This window comes from Tenacibaculum larymnensis (assembly GCF_028829235.1).
Taxonomy (GTDB): Bacteria; Bacteroidota; Bacteroidia; order Flavobacteriales; family Flavobacteriaceae; genus Polaribacter; species Polaribacter larymnensis.
Genome location: NZ_JAIWJY010000002.1, coordinates 406,266 through 422,532 on the forward strand (window position 1 = coordinate 406,266; position 16,267 = coordinate 422,532).

Consider the following 16,267-nt stretch of genomic DNA (forward strand, 5'->3'; position numbering starts at 1 on the left):
GAGATTTTACCCAAAAAACAATTAAATAAATATTAACTGGTTTCAGGTTTAGTATTTGTAAAGATGCTAAAAACCAAAACCGAAAATTAATTAACTATGTATACAGATCCAATCGCGGATTTTCTTACTCGAGTGAGAAATGCTATTGCAGCAAATCACAGAGTAGTTGAAGTTCCTGCTTCAAAGTTGAAGAAGGAAATGACGAAGATTTTGTTCGATCAAGGTTACATTTTAAGTTATCAGTTCAATGAAGATAAAGTTCAAGGGACTATTAAGATAGCTTTAAAATACGATCGTGACACGAAAGAATCAGTAATCAGAAAGATTCAAAGAATTTCAACACCAGGTTTACGTAGATACGTTGGCGCTAAAGAAATGCCAAGAGTATTAAACGGATTAGGTATTGCTATTGTTTCTACATCAAAAGGTGTAATGACAAACAAAAAAGCAAGACAAGAGAACGTTGGTGGAGAAGTATTATGTTACGTTTACTAAAAAACATTTTGTAAGATGAGTAGAATAGGAAAGAATCCAATCGCATTGCCACAAGGTGTTGAAGTAAAAGTAGACGGAAATGTGGTTACAGTAAAAGGAAAATTAGGAGAGTTAACTCAAGAAATTAAGTCTGGAATTACTGTAAAAGTTGAAGATGGTACTATCACTTTAGAGAGACCATCAGAAAGTAAAGATCATAGAGCTGCACATGGTTTATACCGTGCTTTAATCAATAATATGGTTGAAGGTGTAAGCAAAGGATTTACTAAAGAGTTAGAGTTAGTAGGTGTTGGTTATAGAGCATCTAACCAAGGACAAAAGTTAGATTTAGCCTTAGGTTTCTCTCACAATATTGTAATAGATTTAGCTCCAGAAGTTAAGGTTGAAACAGTATCTGAAAAAGGTAAGAATCCAATCGTAAAATTAACTTCACATGACAAGCAATTAGTTGGTCAAGTTGCAGCAAAAATTCGTTCATTCCGTAAGCCAGAACCTTACAAAGGAAAAGGAATTAAGTTTGTAGGAGAAGTATTAAGAAGAAAAGCAGGTAAATCTGCATAATAAATAAGAGAAATTATTATGGCATTATCAAAGCTTGAAAGAAGACAACGAATTAAGCATAGAATTAGAAAGATTGTTACAGGAACAGCTGAAAAACCAAGATTATCAGTTTTCAGAAGTAACAAAGAAATCTATGCTCAGTTAATCGATGACGTTGCTGGTGTTACATTAGCATCTGCATCATCAAGAGATAAAGAAATTACATCTAGTTCTAAAGCAGAAGCGGCTACAGCTGTAGGTAAAGCTATTGCTGAAAAAGCTGTAAAGGCTGGTGTTGATACTGTTGCTTTTGACCGTAACGGATATTTATACCACGGAAGAGTTAAAGTATTAGCAGACGCTGCAAGAGAAGCTGGTTTAAAATTTTAAGAAATTATATTATGTTAGGATATAAAAACGTAGAAAGAGTAAAACCAAGCGGATTAGAGCTTGTAGATAAATTAGTAGGTGTACAACGTGTTACCAAAGTAACTAAAGGAGGTAGAGCATTCGGATTCTCTGCAATCGTAGTAGTTGGAGATGGTAACGGTGTTGTAGGTCACGGATTAGGAAAGTCTAAAGATGTTTCTTCTGCAATTGCTAAAGCAGTAGAAGATGCAAAGAAAAATTTAGTACGTATCCCTATTTTAGAAGGAACATTACCGCACGAACAAAAAGGTAAATTTGGTGGAGCGAAAGTATTCATCAAGCCTGCTTCACACGGTACCGGGGTTATTGCTGGGGGTGCTGTACGTTTAGTATTAGAAGCTGTAGGTATTAAAGACGTATTATCAAAGTCTCAAGGATCATCAAACCCTCACAACGTAGTAAAAGCAACTTTTGATGCTTTATTACAATTACGTAGTGCTGCTACTATTGCTAAGCAAAGAGGTATATCTTTAGAGAAAGTTTTTAACGGTTAAAATTTAAGACGATGAGTAAAATTAGAGTTACACAAGTAAAAAGTCAAATCGGTCGCCTTAAAAATCAAAAAAGAACGTTAGAGGCGTTAGGTTTACGTAAAATGAACCAAACTGTAGAACATGAAGCATCAGCTACAATTTTGGGTATGGTAAGTAAAGTTTCACACTTAGTTTCTGTTGAAGAAATTAAATAAGACAATATAAAGATGAGTTTACACAACTTAAAACCAGCAGCAGGATCTACAAAAAGCGGTAAAAGAATCGCTCGTGGAGAAGGTTCTGGTCACGGAGGTACCTCTACAAGAGGACATAAAGGAGCTAAATCTCGTTCTGGTTATTCTCGTAAAATAGGATTTGAAGGAGGACAAATGCCACTTCAAAGACGTGTGCCTAAATTTGGTTTCACTAACATTAATCGTAAAGAATATGTTGGTGTAAATTTAGACAAGTTACAATCATTAGTAGATAACGGAAAGATAACAGATACAGTAAATTTAGATGTTTTAGTAGAAAACAGATTAGCTCGTAAAAACGACTTAGTAAAAATATTAGGTGGTGGAGAGTTAAAAGCTAAATTAAATATAACTGTACATAAATTTACAGCATCAGCTAAAGCAGCTATCGAAGCAGCAGGAGGTGAAGCAGTAACATTATAAGAATTGTAAATGATGAATTTTATAAATACTTTAAAAGACATTTGGAAGATTGAAGAGTTAAAAGAGAAATTACTTTTAACCTTAGGTTTAATCGCTGTTTACCGTTTCATGGCAGCAGTTCCATTACCAGGAATTGATCCTACTCAGTTAGCAGCATTAAAAGACAGTACTGACAGTGGACTTTTAGGTTTATTAAACGCATTTACAGGTGGGGCATTTGCTAGAGCGTCAGTAATGGCACTTGGTATAATGCCTTATATTTCTGCATCTATTGTAGTTCAGTTAATGGGAATCGCAGTACCATATTTGCAAAAACTACAAAAAGATGGAGAAAGTGGACGTAAGAAGATTACGCAAATAACAAGATGGCTTACAATTGCTATTACATTGTTTCAGGCGCCAACCTATATTGGAGTAATCCAAAATCAAATGGGTTTACCGCAAGAAGCATTCTTAGTAACAGGAGCAACATTTTGGGTATCATCTATCATTCTTTTAAGTGCAGGAACAATTTTTGCAATGTGGTTAGGAGAGCGTATTACTGATAAAGGAGTTGGTAATGGAATATCATTATTAATTACCGTAGGTATTATAGCAAACTTCCCAGCAGCATTCATACAAGAATTAGTTTCAAAGCAAACTGCAGGTGCTGGAGGAATTATGATGATTTTAATCGAATTAATAGTTTGGTTTGTAGTAATCTTGTTAACCGTATTATTAGTTACAGCAGTACGTAAAGTAGCCGTTCAATACGCACGTCGTACAGCAGTTACAAACATTAAAGATGTTGATGGCGCAAGACAGTACATTCCTTTAAAATTGAATGCAGCTGGAGTAATGCCAATTATCTTTGCACAAGCTATTATGTTTTTACCAATAGCATTAGGGCAAAAATACCCAGCATTAAACAGTTTAACTGATATAAACGGTTTATGGTATAACGTTATATTTGCTTTATTAATTATTGTCTTTAGTTACTTTTATACAGCTATTACTATTCCAACAAATAAAATGGCGGAAGATTTAAAGAGAAGTAATGGTTTTGTTCCAGGTTATAAGCCAGGTGAAGAAACAGCTAATTTCTTAGATTCAGTATTGTCGAAAATTACATTACCAGGATCTATTTTCTTAGCAGCTTTATCTATTTTACCAGCAATTATTGTAAAGTTTGGAGTTACTCAAAACTGGGCAATGTTTTATGGAGGAACATCATTAATCATTATGGTAGGAGTTGCAATAGACACTATTCAGCAAATAAACTCGTATTTATTAAACAGTCGTTATGATGGTTTAATGAAAACAGGTAACAGTAACAGAAAATCATTAAAATAATATGGCTAAACAACCAGCAATTCAACAAGACGGAACCATTACAGAAGCATTATCAAATGCAATGTTTCGAGTAGAATTAGAGAACGGACATATTGTTACGGCTCACATTTCAGGAAAAATGCGTATGCATTATATCAAACTATTACCAGGAGATAAGGTAAAGTTAGAAATGAGTCCGTATGATTTATCAAAGGCAAGAATTACTTACAGATATTAAAAACACACACTGATGAAAGTAAGAGCATCATTAAAGAAAAGAAGTGCCGACTGCAAAATTGTACGCAGAAAAGGCAGATTATATGTAATTAACAAAAAGAATCCTAGATTTAAACAAAGACAAGGGTAGTTATGGCAAGAATCGCAGGTATAGATATTCCAAAGAATAAAAGAGGTGTTATCGCTTTAACTTACATCTTTGGTATAGGAAGAAGCAGAGCTAAAGAAGTTTTAGCAGCTGCCAATATAGATGAAAGTATCAAAGTTCAAGACTGGACTGATGATCAAATTGCAGCAATTCGTGAGCAAGTTGGAACTTACACTATTGAAGGTGAGTTACGTTCTGAAGTTCAATTAAGCATTAAACGTTTAATGGACATCGGATGTCAAAGAGGTATTCGTCACAGACTTGGTTTACCATTACGTGGACAAAGAACAAAGAATAACTCTCGTACAAGAAAAGGTAAGAGAAAAACTGTAGCTAACAAGAAAAAATAATCATTGATTATTTTTTACTAATAGTAAAGAATTATGGCAAAGTCTAAAGTAACAAAAAAACGTAAAGTTGTAATAGAGTCAGTTGGTGAAGCACACGTAACTGCATCTTTCAACAATATTATTATTTCTTTAACAAACAAAAAAGGTGACGTTATTTCTTGGTCATCTGCAGGGAAAATGGGCTTCAGAGGTTCTAAAAAGAACACTCCTTACGCAGCTCAGTTAGCGGCAGAAGATTGTGCAAACGTTGCTAAAGAAGCAGGTTTACGTAAAGTAAAAGTGTACGTTAAAGGACCAGGTAACGGTAGAGAATCTGCAATCAGATCTATCCACAATTCAGGTATCGAGGTAACAGAAATCATTGATGTTACTCCAATTCCTCACAACGGATGTCGTCCACCTAAAAGAAGAAGAGTATAAGTTGAATTAATTCAACTTATACTTTATTTAGCGTACTTTCGTGCGCAAAAAACAAGTATTTTAACACAGTAGGATTTAAAGATTATCGAAGGAGTAAGCCTTAATTCATAATCCCTACTAATTTTTATTAGAAATGGCAAGATATACAGGACCAAAAACTAAGATTGCTCGTAAGTTTGGCGAGGCAATTTTCGGAGACGACAAGAACTTCGAAAAAAGAAACTACCCTCCAGGACAACATGGAGTTGGTAAAAGAAGAGGTAAAAAATCTGAATATGCAATCCAGTTAATGGAGAAGCAAAAAGCTAAATATACTTATGGTATTTTAGAGCGTCAGTTCCGTAACCTTTTCAAAAAAGCATCAGCTTCTCAAGGAGTAACAGGTGAAATCTTATTACAATTATGTGAATCTCGTTTAGATAACGTAGTATACCGTTTAGGTGTTGCTAATTCACGTAGAGCTGCACGTCAGTTAGTATCTCACCGTCACATTACAGTTAACGGAGATATCGTTAACATTCCATCTTATAGATTAAAAGAGGGAGATGTAGTAGCAGTAAGAGAAAAATCTAAGTCGTTAGAAGCTATTGAAAATGCTTTAGCAGCTAATAGCAATGTTTACGAATGGTTAACTTGGAACGCTGATCAAAAATCTGGAACATTTGTAAAAGTACCAGAAAGATTACAAATTCCTGAGAATATCAAAGAGCAGTTAATCGTAGAATTATACTCTAAGTAATAAATTAATAATATTGGTATTCAGCCAAAGGGTTTATTCGTATTTCTTCACACTTATAAACCGCGCAACTGGATAACAATTAAAACGAAGAAAAAAATATGGCAATTTTAAATTTTCAAAAGCCTGATAAAGTAATAATGATTGAATCTACTGATTTTTCAGGAAGATTCGAGTTCAGACCTCTTGAACCAGGTTTTGGATTAACAGTTGGTAACGCTTTAAGAAGAGTATTATTATCTTCTCTTGAAGGATTTGCCATTACATCATTACGTATTGACGGAGTTGATCATGAGTTTTCAACAATTCAAGGTGTTGTAGAAGATGTAACTGAGATTATCTTAAACTTAAAACAAGTACGTTTTAAGAAGCAGATTGAAGAATCAGATAGAGAAACAGTTTCTATAGCAATATCAGGACAAGAGCAATTAACAGCTGGTGACTTACAAAAGTTCATTTCAGGTTTCCAAGTACTAAATCCAGATTTAGTAATTTGTAACATGGATAAATCGGTAACGTTAAATGCTGAAATTACCATTGAAAAAGGTAGAGGTTTTGTACCAGCAGAAGAAAACAAAAGAGCTGGTGCTCCTTTAGGAACAATTTTTACAGATTCTATTTACACTCCTATAAAGAATGTAAAATATGCTGTTGAAAATTTCCGTGTAGAGCAAAAGACCGATTACGAAAAATTAGTTTTCGATATCGATACTGATGGATCTATCAATCCTAAAGATGCCTTAACTGAAGCGGCTAAGATTTTAATCCACCACTTTATGTTATTCTCTGATGAGCGTATCACTTTAGAGGCTGATGAAATCGCACAAACTGAAACATATGATGAAGAATCATTACACATGCGTCAGTTATTAAAGACGAAATTAGTTGATATGGATTTATCTGTTCGTGCTTTAAACTGTTTAAAAGCTGCAGAAGTAGATACTTTAGGAGACTTAGTATCATTCAACAAAAGCGATTTAATGAAGTTCAGAAACTTTGGTAAAAAATCATTAACTGAATTAGATGAGTTAGTGGCTAACAAAGGTTTAAGTTTCGGAATGGATTTAAGCAAATACAAATTAGATAAAGATTAACCTTTCATAGTTTGCTCCTCTAAAATAGAGTAGTAGCAAGATGAGAGCTAAAACCAAATGTCATGAGACACGGAAAGAAATTTAATCATTTAGGAAGAAAAACAGCGCATAGAAAAGCGATGTTATCTAACATGGCTTGTTCTTTAATCGAGCACAAGCGAATTAATACTACTGAAGCTAAAGCGAAAGCTTTACGTAAGTTTGTAGAGCCTTTAATTACAAAATCTAAAGACGATACAACTCACAACCGTCGTGTAGTATTTAGTTACTTACGTAGCAAGGAAGCTGTTACAGAATTATTCAAAGAAATTTCTGTAAAAGTAGCAGACAGACCAGGAGGATATGTTCGTATTATCAAGTTAGGAAACCGTCAAGGAGATAACGCTCCTATGGCAATGGTAGAATTAGTTGATTACAACGAGTTATACAATCCAAAAGGAAACAAAGCTAAAAAGAGTACTCGTCGTAGCCGTCGTGGTGGAGCGAAGAAAACTGAAGCTGCAGCTGTTGAAACTCAAACTTCACAAGAAGAAGAATAAAAATGAGAATTTTTATAAATTATATCAAAGGGATAAACATTTAATGTTTGTCCCTTTTTTTATATATTTTTGCAAACAAATTACACAACACCACTAAATGAAATATCAAACACGTAAAAAAGCATTAGTTTTATTAGCAGACGGAACTATTTTCTACGGTAAATCTATTGGGATAGAGGGAACCGCAACAGGAGAAATTTGTTTTAATACCGGTATGACAGGATACCAAGAAATTTTTACAGACCCTTCTTATTTCGGACAATTAATGGTAGCTACCAACGCTCATATTGGTAATTACGGAGTTAATAATGAAGAAGTAGAATCAGACGGAATAAAAATTTCAGGTTTAATTTGTCGTAACTTTAGTTTTACACACTCTCGTGTAGATTCTGACGGAAATTTATTTGACTGGTTTGAAAAGCATAATTTAGTTGCCATTTCAGATGTTGATACACGTGCGTTAGTATCTTACATTAGAGAAAATGGAGCTATGAATGCTATTATTTCAACTGAAGTAGATAAAATAGACGAGTTAAAGAAGCAACTAGCTGAGATTCCTAATATGGAAGGATTAGAATTAGCTTCTAAGGTATCAACTAAAGAACCTTATTTTGTAGGTGATGAAAATGCTCCAATTAAAATATCAGCCCTAGATATAGGTATTAAGAAAAATATCTTACGAAATTTAGCAAAAAGAGGAGTATACATTAAAGTATATCCATACAATGTAAGTTTCGAACAAATGAGCGACTTTAATCCAGATGGATACTTTATTTCTAATGGGCCTGGAGATCCTGAACCTTTAGAAGAAGCTCAAAAGACAGCTAAAGAAATTATAGATAAAGATTTACCATTGTTCGGAATCTGTTTAGGGCATCAAGTTATAGCGTTAGCTAATGGTATTTCAACATATAAAATGCACAACGGTCATAGAGGAATTAATCATCCTGTTAAAAACTTATTGACAGGAAAAGGAGAAATTACTTCTCAAAACCATGGTTTTGCTATCAATAGAGAAGAAACAGAAGCGCATCCTGATGTTGAAATTACACATGTACACTTAAATGATAACACGGTAGCAGGTATTAGAATGAAGTCTAAAAATGTATTTTCAGTACAATACCACCCAGAAGCAAGTCCAGGGCCACATGATGCAGAATACTTATTTGATCAGTTTATAGAAAATATCAAAAAAGTAAAAGCTTAAATAAATAAAAAATAAAGAAATTCCCGTGAACTAATATTCACGGGAATCTATAATTAAAAATAAATTTCACACCATTCTTAGCCTAGTTTAAGAGAAAAAAAATAAACACTATGAGTATCATAATAAACATCCATGCACGTCAAATTTTTGATTCAAGAGGAAATCCAACAGTTGAAGTAGATGTAACCACTGAAAACGGTGTTGTTGGTAGAGCTGCGGTACCATCAGGAGCTTCTACAGGAGAACATGAAGCTGTTGAGTTACGTGATGGAGGTGATAGCTATATGGGGAAAGGTGTACTAAAGGCAGTTGAAAACGTAAACACTGTTATAGCACAAGAGTTATTAGGAGTATCAGTATTTGAACAAAACATGATCGATCAATTAATGATTGATTTAGATGGAACTCCAAATAAATCGGTTTTAGGAGCAAATGCTATTTTAGGTGTTTCATTAGCAGCAGCAAAAGCAGCAGCAAATGAATTAGGATTACCTTTATATAGATACGTTGGTGGAGTTTCAGCAAATACATTACCAGTTCCTATGATGAACATCATCAATGGAGGTTCGCATTCAGATGCACCAATTGCATTCCAAGAATTTATGGTGATGCCAGTAAAAGCCCAAAACTTTACAGAAGCAATGCAGGTTGGTTCTGAAATTTTCCATAATTTAAAGAAAGTTTTACATGATCGTAACTTGTCTACAGCAGTAGGTGATGAAGGAGGTTTTGCTCCAACTTTAGAAGGAACTGAAGACGCTATTGAAACTATTGCTTTAGCAACTAAAAATGCAGGGTATAAATTTGGAGAAGAAGTTATGATTGCATTAGATTGTGCTTCAGCTGAATTTTATGTAGACGGAAAATACGACTACACCAAGTTTGAAGGAGATAAAGGAGCTGTTAGAACTTCTGAAGAGCAAGCAACTTATTTAGCAGAGTTATGTGAAAAGTACCCTATTATTTCTATTGAAGACGGAATGGATGAAAATGATTGGGATGGATGGAAAATGTTAACAGACAAAGTAGGAAATAAAGTTCAGTTAGTAGGAGACGATTTATTTGTTACTAATGTTGAGCGCTTGTCAAAAGGAATTGAAAATGGTATTGCAAATTCAATTTTAATTAAAGTAAATCAAATTGGTACCTTAACAGAAACAATTGCAGCAGTAAACATGGCACATAATGCAGGGTATACTTCTGTAATGAGTCACCGCTCAGGAGAAACAGAAGATAATACCATTGCAGATTTAGCAGTAGCATTAAATTGTGGGCAAATTAAAACAGGTTCAGCTTCACGTTCAGATCGTATGGCAAAATACAATCAATTATTACGTATTGAAGAAGAATTAGCGGATGTAGCTTATTATCCGCAAGAAAAAGCATTTAAAGTAAAATAATACTTTTTAATATAGTTTTTAAAGCTCGTACATAAAGTACGGGCTTTTTTTAGTTATAAAATGGTAAAAAAGATTAAAAAAATCAGATTGAAGACTAATTAGACTTATAATAGTTATTAAAATAAAGGCTGTCTTTACATTTTAAGACAGCCTTTTAAATTCAATTCGTAATTATTTAGTTAGTTGTTTTTTAGTTTAAGTTTAAGAATTCATCTTCTGAAATTTCACCTGTATAAATTTTATGTAATTCTTCTAGGTGAGCAACAATATTCTCATGTTGACTTTGTTCTATAGACGCTGGCTTTTTTAATTCTAATTTTAGTCTACCACCTACAACATAATAGTCATAGTAGTAAAAAAAGTTTCTGTCAAAATTTCTGTTGCTATAAGTTCCGTTGTCTCCTAATAAATATCCTAATCTAAAAGCAGATCTTCTTTGAGAAGCAGTACCGTGAGAACTTCCATTAGGTCCAGCTAAAGTTTGTGAAAAATTATAAGCACTAGCAGCAGTATTCCAGTTACTAGTATAAGTTCTTCGGATAAAATATCCTCCAAATCCATCAGCTTCTAATTCAGTAGCACTTACATGATTACCACTAGGTATAGTATTATCTCTAAATTGTACCTGATGTCCCATTTCATGTGCAGCAACGTATGCAATGGCAGCATTACCATAATTTAAAGCACTTGCTAACAATTCCTCTCCCCAAACAATATAACCGTTTGAAAAAGAAAGAGCATTGAAAGTTCCGTCACCACCTGCTAAATATAAAGGTACATTACCCATTCCAAAAAAGCTTGCAGCTTCGTTGTGTTCAGTCTTTAAAAAATTAGTAGTAGATTGATTAACTATATATTCAGCCCAATAAGAATTTGGACCAAAACCATCAACTGTGTAGTGATCAGCGTCGTTAACATTTAGCATACTTGGTGAACTAATACCTGTAGGAGCATTGTCATTTGTAAGGTTATTTTCTTCTTGGGTACATTGTACAGTAAGAAATGATATGCATAATAATGCAATAATAAATTGAAATTTTTTCATTGTGAAAGGGTTTTATGAATTGAATTTATTTTTTTGAAAAGTATACATTTATTGATTATTAATGAAATAATAATAAAAAATTAACATTTTATTTTATAATGTTATTTTTTAGCAAAGTAAGTATTTTAATTAACCTTTCTTTTAAAACAAAAACATGTATCTAAAAAACTAAAAAGAAGTTTTCTTGAAAGAGAGGTTAAAGTGTTGTAATTCAGTAAATTTTAAAAAGCTGAAGAAAAAGTATGAGAAATTAGTAAAGAGATTTTAGATATAGAAACCTTATATTATATATAAGTGAGTTTTAGTTTATTTTGAATAAAATAAATTGATTTTTTTATATTAAAAATCTATCTATTCGCTCTTTCAAAATAATCCAAAAAATGGTATCTTCGCAACTCACTTCAATCATAAAAAATTATAGTTAAAAAATGTCAGATATAGCAAAATTACAAATTGGCGAAAATACGTATGAGTTTCCTTTAGTAAAAGGAACAGAAAATGAAACTGCAATTGATATTAAAGCCTTAAGAGGAGTCACGGATGGAGTTATAACCATAGACCCAGGATACAAGAATACAGGTTCATGCCAAAGTGCTATAACATTTTTAAATGGTGAAGAAGGTATTCTAAGATACCGTGGATATTCAATTGAAGAATTAGCAGAAAAAGCAGACTTTTTAGAAGTTGCTTATGCTTTAATCTTTGGAGAATTACCAACTAAGGAACAATTAGAAAAGTTTTATGGTGATATCTTAGATGAAGCTATTGTTGATGATGACATCAAAAAAATAATTGATGCATTTCCAAAGAATGCACATCCAATGGGAGTGTTATCATCATTAACGTCTGCATTAACAGCTTTCAATCCATCTTCTGTTAACGTTGATTCAGAAGAAGATATGTATAAAGCTATCGTTAAAATTATGGGTAAATTCCCAGTATTAGTAGCTTGGACTTTACGTAAGAAGCAAGGACTGCCATTAAACTATGGATCTCGTAAATTAGGTTATGTTGAAAATATCTTAACAATGATGTTTCAAAAACCAAACGATGAGTATGAGTTAAACCCAATAGTAAAAGATGCTTTAGATAAGTTATTAATCTTACATGCAGATCACGAACAAAACTGTTCTACATCTACAGTACGTATTGTTGGATCTTCTCATGCAGGATTATTTGCATCATTATCTGCAGGTATCTCTGCTTTATGGGGACCTTTACATGGAGGTGCAAACCAAGCAGTACTTGAAATGTTAGAAGCTATTAAAGAAGATGGAGGAGATACTAAAAAGTATATGGCTAAAGCTAAAGATAAAAACGACCCTTTCCGTTTAATGGGATTCGGACACCGTGTATATAAAAACTTCGACCCAAGAGCAAGAATTATTAAAAAGGCAGCTGACGAAGTATTAAACGACTTAGGAGTTGAAGATCCAATCTTAGATATCGCAAAAGGGTTAGAGCAAGAAGCGTTAAATGATCCATATTTTGTTGAAAGAAAATTATATCCAAACGTAGATTTCTATTCGGGAATTATTTATAGAGCTATGGGAATTCCTGTAGAAATGTTTACAGTTATGTTTGCTTTAGGACGTTTACCAGGATGGATAGCACAATGGAGAGAAATGCGTTTAAACAAAGAACCAATAGGTCGTCCACGTCAAGTTTACGTTGGAGAGAACTTAAGGGAGTTCGTAGAATTAGACAAGAGATAAACTATTTAAAAAGTGTCATTTAAAATAATTAAATGACATTTTTTTTATGTAAAATAACTGATGATGAAAGAAATTAAAATTATCAAAAACAGATCAGATATTGGAGCAGGAACTCGTGGATCTGATATGGGGGTTGATGCAATTGAAATTGCAGCAATAAATAAAAAAAGTAATTATTTCGATTCTTTTGATTTTGAAGATGTAATTACAGAAAATGAATCGATTTATAATAAGGTAAATAACTCATTTGCAAAACGAATTGATAGCGTTTTTAATCAATGTAAACGTTTAAGCAATCACGTAAAAGTTAATTTACAAGAAGGGAAGTTTCCAATAGTTTTGTCAGGAGATCATTCTTCAGCGTTAGGAACTATAAGTGGAGTAAAAGCAGCAAACCCAACTAAAAGAGTTGGAGTAGTTTGGATTGATGCTCATGGAGACTTACATTCACCTTATACATCACCATCTGGAAATATTCACGGTATGCCTTTGTCTGCAGCAATTTCAGATGATAATTTAGATTGCCAAATTAATGATGTAGACAGAGAAACGTCAGAGTTATGGGAACGTATGAAAAACATAGGTACTCCAGGACAAAAAGTTTTACCAGAAGACATCGTTTTCTTTGGGGTTCGTGATACAGAAGAGCCAGAAGACAAACAAATGGAAAAATATGGTATTAAAAACTATATGGTTGCTGAAGTTCGTTATCGAGGATTAGATGTTTGTGTAAACGAAGCTTTAGATAAACTTTCTAATTGTGATGTTATTTATGTGTCGTTTGATGTAGATTCAATGGATTGTGATATGATTTCTTATGGAACAGGAACACCTGTACCTAAAGGATTTGATCAGTATGAAATCATTAATATTATCAATGGATTATTAGCAAGTAAAAAAGTAGCTTGTGTAGAGTTTGTTGAAGTAAATCCGTTATTAGATTTCAAAGGAAATAAAATGGCTGAAACTGCTTTTGAAGTACTTGAAGAAGTAACTAAAAAAGTAAAGACCTTATAAAAAATATAAAACAAAATAAAAAAGCGAGTATGTACATACTCGCTTTTTTATTTTTATAAAGGGAGTTTAGAAAAATAAACACTTATATTTGCTTCAGTAAACTTTAGGAGTAGCTAGTTCGCTAGTTTGAGAAACATCCTTAGAACCTGATATGGTTAACACCAGCGTAGGGAAAAGTTGTAACATTTTATTCAGTGTCGTTTTTATTTTAAAGAAACGATTCTGAACTTCTTCTACAGTTTACTTTAAAATAAGTTTTATATGATAACCTTAAAAGTAAACGACACTCAAAAAGAATTTTCTAGGACACTTTCGTTAGAAGACTTAGTTAATGAGCTAAAAGTTAAAACTAATGGTATTGCTATTGCAGTTAATAGTAACGTAGTGAAAAAGGAAGAGTGGACTTCACGTATACTCCAAAATAATGATAATATTTTAATCATTAAATCTACACAAGGAGGTTAATATTTTTAGCAAACAAAATTCACAAGAATAAACAAATAACCCTAAAATGAAGAAAAAAGATACAGCACCAAAGCAAAACGGTGTAACAAGGCAACCGTTTCCGAATTCAAAAAAAATATATGTTCAAGGTAAAATCCATCCACAGATAAAAGTAGCAATGCGTGAGATTGAATTGAGCGACACTGTGGATTCGATGACTAAAAAAAGAACACCAAACGAACCTGTAACAGTGTATGATACTTCAGGGCCATATACCGATCCAAACAAAGAAATTAATATTCATAATGGATTAGAACGTATTCGTGAACAGTGGATTTTAGATAGAGGAGATGTAGAAGAGCTTAATGAATTTACTTCGGAGTATTGTAACGAACGATTAAATGATAAAAACTTAGATCATTTACGATTCAATTTAAAACACAAACCTAAGAGAGCTAAAAAAGGACAAAATGTAACACAGTTACATTATGCTAAAAAAGGAATTATTACTCCAGAGATGGAATATATTGCGATTCGTGAAAACCAGCGAATAGATGAAATGACACGTTTATCTGAGCAACATCCAGGACAAGATTTCGGAGCTAGTATTCCTGCAAAAATCACCCCAGAGTTTGTAAGAGAAGAAGTCGCTAGAGGACGTGCCGTTATTCCTTCAAATATAAACCACCCAGAAGCAGAACCCATGATTTTAGGACGTAATTTCTTGGTGAAGATTAACGCTAATATTGGTAATTCAGCCACAACCTCATCAATAGAAGAAGAAGTAGAAAAAGCTGTTTGGGCATGTCGTTGGGGAGCCGATAATATTATGGATTTATCTACAGGAAAAAATATTCATGAAACACGTGAGTGGATTATCCGAAACTCACCAGTGCCAGTAGGAACTGTACCAATTTATCAAGCCTTAGAAAAGGTAAATGGTGTTGCTGAAGATTTAACTTGGGAAATATTTAGAGACACTTTAATAGAACAAGCAGAGCAGGGAGTAGATTATTTTACCATTCATGCAGGAGTTCGTTTACGCTATGTACCTATGACGGCAAAACGTATTACAGGAATTGTGTCTAGAGGAGGATCTATCATGGCAAAATGGTGTTTGGCACACCATAAAGAGAGCTTTTTATACACACATTTTGAAGAAATCTGTGAAATCATGAAAGCTTATGATGTAGCTTTTTCATTAGGAGATGGTTTACGTCCAGGATCAATTGCTGACGCGAATGATGAAGCACAGTTTGCTGAATTAGAAACGTTAGGAGAGTTAACACAAATAGCACGTAAGCATGAAGTACAATGTTTTATAGAAGGTCCAGGTCACGTGCCAATGCACATGATTAAAGCCAACATGCTTAAACAATTAGAAGCTTGTGATGAAGCTCCGTTTTATACTTTAGGACCCTTAACAACTGATATCGCTCCAGGATACGATCATATTACTTCAGGTATTGGAGCAGCAATGATAGGTTGGTTTGGTTGTGCAATGTTATGTTATGTAACACCGAAAGAGCATTTAGGTTTACCAAATAAAGAAGACGTACGTACCGGAGTAGTTACTTATAAATTAGCAGCCCATGCAGCCGATTTAGCCAAGGGACATCCAGGAGCACAACATAGGGATGATGCGTTAAGTAAAGCTCGTTTTGAGTTCCGTTGGGAAGATCAGTTTAACTTAGGTTTAGATCCCGAGTTGGCTAGAGAGTATCACGATGAAACGTTACCTGCAGAGGGAGCTAAAATTGCACACTTTTGCTCTATGTGTGGACCAAAATTCTGTTCTATGAAGATATCACAAGAAGTACGTGATTTTGCAGCTGAGAATAAAGTAGAAGGAGATGAAGTGTTTGCAAAAGGAATGGAAGAAAAATCAAAAGAATTTAAGGACAAAGGTTCAGAAGTATACCTATAAATCCTGAACTTAGAATTATGAATTACGAATTGACAATTTCTAAATTCGTAATTCATAATTTAA

At 33.4% G+C, this 16,267-nt stretch carries 21 protein-coding genes and 1 riboswitch; of the genes, 20 read left to right on the forward strand and 1 reads right to left on the reverse strand.

Annotation, left to right across the window (positions count from 1 at the left end):
* Positions 1–96 precede the first annotated feature (96 nt).
* The 16 genes from rpsH (at position 97) to eno (ending at position 10,056) form a co-directional block, all read left to right on the forward strand.
* On the forward strand, positions 97–495 hold the full coding sequence (rpsH, locus tag LCI24_RS04745; RefSeq protein WP_099215307.1) for a 30S ribosomal protein S8: 399 nt from the start codon (positions 97–99) through the stop codon (positions 493–495).
* Between the two features lie 15 nt (positions 496–510).
* Entirely contained in the window at positions 511–1,056 is a 546-nt protein-coding gene (gene rplF / locus LCI24_RS04750; protein WP_274639398.1) for a 50S ribosomal protein L6, read from the forward strand.
* A gap of 18 nt (positions 1,057–1,074) precedes the next feature.
* Positions 1,075–1,425, forward strand: coding sequence for a 50S ribosomal protein L18 (gene rplR / locus LCI24_RS04755; protein WP_047789824.1), 351 nt, complete (start codon positions 1,075–1,077; stop codon positions 1,423–1,425).
* Positions 1,426–1,433: 8 nt separating this feature from the next.
* The gene (gene rpsE / locus LCI24_RS04760) at positions 1,434–1,958 is read left to right on the forward strand and encodes a 30S ribosomal protein S5 (protein ID WP_099215310.1); all 525 of its coding nucleotides are present in this window, start codon (positions 1,434–1,436) and stop codon (positions 1,956–1,958) included.
* A gap of 11 nt (positions 1,959–1,969) precedes the next feature.
* Complete coding sequence (gene rpmD, locus LCI24_RS04765) at positions 1,970–2,152, forward strand: 50S ribosomal protein L30 (RefSeq protein WP_047789822.1); 183 nt, start codon at positions 1,970–1,972, stop codon at positions 2,150–2,152.
* Between the two features lie 12 nt (positions 2,153–2,164).
* A complete protein-coding gene (rplO, locus tag LCI24_RS04770; protein ID WP_047789821.1) occupies positions 2,165–2,614 on the forward strand; it encodes a 50S ribosomal protein L15 in 450 nt (149 codons plus the stop codon).
* A 12-nt stretch (positions 2,615–2,626) separates the two neighbouring features.
* Entirely contained in the window at positions 2,627–3,946 is a 1,320-nt protein-coding gene (gene secY, locus LCI24_RS04775; protein WP_274639426.1) for a preprotein translocase subunit SecY, read from the forward strand.
* 1 nt (position 3,947) lies between these two features.
* A complete protein-coding gene (infA, locus tag LCI24_RS04780) occupies positions 3,948–4,163 on the forward strand; it encodes a translation initiation factor IF-1 (protein WP_024740627.1) in 216 nt (71 codons plus the stop codon).
* Between the two features lie 12 nt (positions 4,164–4,175).
* Positions 4,176–4,292, forward strand: a complete 117-nt coding sequence (gene ykgO, locus LCI24_RS04785; RefSeq protein ID WP_010181906.1) for a type B 50S ribosomal protein L36 — start codon at positions 4,176–4,178, stop codon at positions 4,290–4,292.
* Positions 4,293–4,294: 2 nt separating this feature from the next.
* Positions 4,295–4,660 (forward strand): 30S ribosomal protein S13, encoded by a 366-nt coding sequence (gene rpsM, locus LCI24_RS04790; protein ID WP_047789819.1) that lies wholly within the window; start codon positions 4,295–4,297, stop codon positions 4,658–4,660.
* Between the two features lie 33 nt (positions 4,661–4,693).
* Positions 4,694–5,080: a 30S ribosomal protein S11 gene (gene rpsK / locus LCI24_RS04795; protein WP_047789818.1), complete on the forward strand. Its 387-nt coding sequence runs from the start codon at positions 4,694–4,696 to the stop codon at positions 5,078–5,080.
* Positions 5,081–5,213: 133 nt separating this feature from the next.
* On the forward strand, positions 5,214–5,819 hold the full coding sequence (gene rpsD, locus LCI24_RS04800) for a 30S ribosomal protein S4 (protein ID WP_099215312.1): 606 nt from the start codon (positions 5,214–5,216) through the stop codon (positions 5,817–5,819).
* Between the two features lie 98 nt (positions 5,820–5,917).
* Positions 5,918–6,910, forward strand: coding sequence for a DNA-directed RNA polymerase subunit alpha (locus LCI24_RS04805; RefSeq protein ID WP_099215313.1), 993 nt, complete (start codon positions 5,918–5,920; stop codon positions 6,908–6,910).
* Positions 6,911–6,972: 62 nt separating this feature from the next.
* The gene (rplQ, locus tag LCI24_RS04810) at positions 6,973–7,449 is read left to right on the forward strand and encodes a 50S ribosomal protein L17 (RefSeq protein ID WP_047789815.1); all 477 of its coding nucleotides are present in this window, start codon (positions 6,973–6,975) and stop codon (positions 7,447–7,449) included.
* Between the two features lie 97 nt (positions 7,450–7,546).
* Positions 7,547–8,656, forward strand: a complete 1,110-nt coding sequence (gene carA, locus LCI24_RS04815; protein ID WP_274639399.1) for a glutamine-hydrolyzing carbamoyl-phosphate synthase small subunit — start codon at positions 7,547–7,549, stop codon at positions 8,654–8,656.
* 110 nt (positions 8,657–8,766) lie between these two features.
* The gene (gene eno / locus LCI24_RS04820; protein WP_274639400.1) at positions 8,767–10,056 is read left to right on the forward strand and encodes a phosphopyruvate hydratase; all 1,290 of its coding nucleotides are present in this window, start codon (positions 8,767–8,769) and stop codon (positions 10,054–10,056) included.
* A 190-nt stretch (positions 10,057–10,246) separates the two neighbouring features.
* Here the strand turns inward: eno and LCI24_RS04825 are convergent, their stop codons facing one another.
* Positions 10,247–11,101: a neutral zinc metallopeptidase gene (locus LCI24_RS04825; protein ID WP_274639401.1), complete on the reverse strand. Its 855-nt coding sequence runs from the start codon at positions 11,099–11,101 to the stop codon at positions 10,247–10,249.
* Between the two features lie 428 nt (positions 11,102–11,529).
* Here LCI24_RS04825 and LCI24_RS04830 point away from each other — a divergent pair, with 428 nt between their 5' ends.
* The 4 genes from LCI24_RS04830 to thiC all read left to right on the forward strand — a co-directional run bounded on the left by LCI24_RS04830 (position 11,530) and on the right by thiC (position 16,204).
* Positions 11,530–12,816 carry a citrate synthase gene (locus LCI24_RS04830; protein ID WP_121145828.1) on the forward strand — a complete coding sequence of 429 codons (1,287 nt, stop codon included), beginning with the start codon at positions 11,530–11,532 and terminating at the stop codon, positions 12,814–12,816.
* 63 nt (positions 12,817–12,879) lie between these two features.
* Positions 12,880–13,833 carry an arginase gene (locus tag LCI24_RS04835; RefSeq protein ID WP_274639402.1) on the forward strand — a complete coding sequence of 318 codons (954 nt, stop codon included), beginning with the start codon at positions 12,880–12,882 and terminating at the stop codon, positions 13,831–13,833.
* 95 nt (positions 13,834–13,928) lie between these two features.
* Positions 13,929–14,023: riboswitch (TPP riboswitch) on the forward strand.
* Between the two features lie 71 nt (positions 14,024–14,094).
* Positions 14,095–14,298: a sulfur carrier protein ThiS gene (gene thiS, locus LCI24_RS04840; protein ID WP_274639403.1), complete on the forward strand. Its 204-nt coding sequence runs from the start codon at positions 14,095–14,097 to the stop codon at positions 14,296–14,298.
* 46 nt (positions 14,299–14,344) lie between these two features.
* Positions 14,345–16,204: a phosphomethylpyrimidine synthase ThiC gene (gene thiC, locus LCI24_RS04845; protein WP_274639404.1), complete on the forward strand. Its 1,860-nt coding sequence runs from the start codon at positions 14,345–14,347 to the stop codon at positions 16,202–16,204.
* Positions 16,205–16,267 lie beyond the last annotated feature (63 nt).

What these genes read in the sequence shown, in the direction of transcription:
- rpsH (WP_099215307.1), top strand. Translation starts at nt 97, where the DNA reads ATGTATACAGATCCAATCGCGGATTTTCTTACTCGAGTGAGAAATGCT.
- rplF (WP_274639398.1), top strand. Translation starts at nt 511, where the DNA reads ATGAGTAGAATAGGAAAGAATCCAATCGCATTGCCACAAGGTGTTGAA.
- rplR (WP_047789824.1), top strand. Translation starts at nt 1,075, where the DNA reads ATGGCATTATCAAAGCTTGAAAGAAGACAACGAATTAAGCATAGAATT.
- rpmD (WP_047789822.1), top strand. Translation starts at nt 1,970, where the DNA reads ATGAGTAAAATTAGAGTTACACAAGTAAAAAGTCAAATCGGTCGCCTT.
- rplO (WP_047789821.1), top strand. Translation starts at nt 2,165, where the DNA reads ATGAGTTTACACAACTTAAAACCAGCAGCAGGATCTACAAAAAGCGGT.
- secY (WP_274639426.1), top strand. Translation starts at nt 2,627, where the DNA reads ATGAATTTTATAAATACTTTAAAAGACATTTGGAAGATTGAAGAGTTA.
- infA (WP_024740627.1), top strand. Translation starts at nt 3,948, where the DNA reads ATGGCTAAACAACCAGCAATTCAACAAGACGGAACCATTACAGAAGCA.
- ykgO (WP_010181906.1), top strand. Translation starts at nt 4,176, where the DNA reads ATGAAAGTAAGAGCATCATTAAAGAAAAGAAGTGCCGACTGCAAAATT.
- rpsM (WP_047789819.1), top strand. Translation starts at nt 4,295, where the DNA reads ATGGCAAGAATCGCAGGTATAGATATTCCAAAGAATAAAAGAGGTGTT.
- rpsK (WP_047789818.1), top strand. Translation starts at nt 4,694, where the DNA reads ATGGCAAAGTCTAAAGTAACAAAAAAACGTAAAGTTGTAATAGAGTCA.
- rpsD (WP_099215312.1), top strand. Translation starts at nt 5,214, where the DNA reads ATGGCAAGATATACAGGACCAAAAACTAAGATTGCTCGTAAGTTTGGC.
- LCI24_RS04805 (WP_099215313.1), top strand. Translation starts at nt 5,918, where the DNA reads ATGGCAATTTTAAATTTTCAAAAGCCTGATAAAGTAATAATGATTGAA.
- rplQ (WP_047789815.1), top strand. Translation starts at nt 6,973, where the DNA reads ATGAGACACGGAAAGAAATTTAATCATTTAGGAAGAAAAACAGCGCAT.
- carA (WP_274639399.1), top strand. Translation starts at nt 7,547, where the DNA reads ATGAAATATCAAACACGTAAAAAAGCATTAGTTTTATTAGCAGACGGA.
- eno (WP_274639400.1), top strand. Translation starts at nt 8,767, where the DNA reads ATGAGTATCATAATAAACATCCATGCACGTCAAATTTTTGATTCAAGA.
- LCI24_RS04825 (WP_274639401.1), bottom strand. Translation starts at nt 11,101, where the DNA reads ATGAAAAAATTTCAATTTATTATTGCATTATTATGCATATCATTTCTT.
- LCI24_RS04830 (WP_121145828.1), top strand. Translation starts at nt 11,530, where the DNA reads ATGTCAGATATAGCAAAATTACAAATTGGCGAAAATACGTATGAGTTT.
- LCI24_RS04835 (WP_274639402.1), top strand. Translation starts at nt 12,880, where the DNA reads ATGAAAGAAATTAAAATTATCAAAAACAGATCAGATATTGGAGCAGGA.
- thiS (WP_274639403.1), top strand. Translation starts at nt 14,095, where the DNA reads ATGATAACCTTAAAAGTAAACGACACTCAAAAAGAATTTTCTAGGACA.
- thiC (WP_274639404.1), top strand. Translation starts at nt 14,345, where the DNA reads ATGAAGAAAAAAGATACAGCACCAAAGCAAAACGGTGTAACAAGGCAA.